General features: G+C 43.2%; 1 protein-coding gene and 1 pseudogene. Both read left to right on the top strand.

Annotated elements, in window-relative coordinates:
- Positions 1 to 338: 338 nt before the first annotated feature.
- Entirely contained in the window at positions 339 to 1256 is a 918-nt protein-coding gene (locus AB4653_RS25335; RefSeq protein ID WP_017061562.1) for a LysR family transcriptional regulator, read from the top strand.
- An 11-nt stretch (positions 1257 to 1267) separates the two neighbouring features.
- Positions 1268 to 1735, top strand: a pseudogene (locus tag AB4653_RS25340) (S9 family peptidase); the annotation flags it as partial.

The following is a 1735-nucleotide window of genomic DNA, read 5'->3' on the forward strand; positions in this document are numbered from 1 at the left end:
CTTTTTTTGCAGGCCAGTTAAGGCCAACCAGCAGAATCGCTGCAACAACTATTGGCGAAAAGGCCAATAATGCTAGTAGAGTTTCACTCATGGGTACTTCCTCGTACTTGTTTTCAAACGTTCATGTTTGAAGTGAATAACACGTCATTAGTTTTGTAGGTTTAATCTGAATCTCGAGGATTCAATTGTTGTAATTAGAGTCGCTTTATTTGTAACCGATGTGATTGCAAAAGCTGTTTTTGTAATTGTTTTGTTAATTTGGCGTGAATTTACCCCTTTATTTTTTATTGATATAGGGAAATAATGAAAATAATTAATTCCAAAATTGGCATAATCAAATGCGAGCAGACGATTTGATCCTGTTTTCACAGGTAGTAGAGTTGGGTAGTTTTAGTAAGGTGGCAGAACAAAATAACCTTACAAATTCGGTAGTTAGTAAGAGGATTGCGCGTTTGGAAGAAGAGATTGGCGTGCAGCTATTATATCGAACCACGCGTAAATTGACGCTGACCGAGGCGGGTAAGGCAATGTTACACGGAGCCAAAAATGTGAAGCAGGCGGCTCAAGAGGCTATGGACGCAGTTTCAGGCTTTGGTGAAAATGTCAGTGGTCATATCAAAATGTCAGTGCCTACTATCTCCGGAGATTTGATTCTCGCAGACGCTGTTGCCGAGTTTTGTAATATGCACCCAGGTTTAACGGTCGATATGTCTCTTAACAATCGATTTGTTGATTTGGTTGAGGATGGTCTCGACTTGGTCATTCGAACCGGTTACTTGGAAGACTCCAGCTTAATTGCCCGTCATATCTTGGACTCTCAATGGGTGGTATGTGCTTCTCCGTCTTATATCGCCAAGAATGGTAAGCCGATGCAGCCCAAGGATTTGGTTGAGCACAATTGTCTGCAATACGCTTATCAAACAACGGGTGCCAGTGAATGGCAATTTCTGCATAGCAAAGATGGCTTTACCGATAACGATAAATACATAGTGCGCGTCTCTGGCTCTTTCTCTACCGATAATGCGACGGCATTAAGAAAAGCCGCTTTGGGCGGTCATGGTGTGGCGTACGTGCCACGTTGTCTGGTGTATCACGATATTCGAAACGGCCAGCTGGTGGACATCTTCCCTGACTTAGTCGGTAAAAAGCTGGGTATTTATGCGGTGTACCCGTTTACTCGCCAGCCACCGAACAAGATTAAGTTATTGATTGAACACATCAGAACGCGTTACCTGACGATTTCACATTATTTTTAATAAGGATCACGATGAGCTATTTAAAAGAGTATCAATATCCAATCACCAATAAACAGATCGTCAGCGATGACTATTTTGGTCAAATAATCGAAGACCCATATCGCTGGTTAGAAGACGACAGAAGTGACGAAACCGCGCAGTGGGTGGCGAGCCAAAATGAAGTCACATTCGATTACCTTGCTCAAATCCCGTATCGCGCAGAACTGCGAGAGCGATTAGCGAAAGCGCAAGACTACAAAAAGAGCTCACAGCCGTTTGTGCGAGGTGATTACACCTATTTCTATAAGAATGATGGACTGCAGAATCACAGCATTCTTTATCGTCAAAAAGAAGGTCTGCAGGTTGAAGTGTTCCTAGATCCGAATACCTTCTCGGAAGATGGCACCACATCACTGGGTTCGGTGTCGTTTTCTAAAGACTACAGTTTAGTAGCGTACAGTATTTCCGAGGGCGGAAGCGACTGGCGTAAGATCTTTGTG

This window comes from Vibrio sp. 10N.222.48.A3, from assembly GCF_041475345.1.
Taxonomy (GTDB): Bacteria; Pseudomonadota; Gammaproteobacteria; order Enterobacterales; family Vibrionaceae; genus Vibrio; species Vibrio tasmaniensis_A.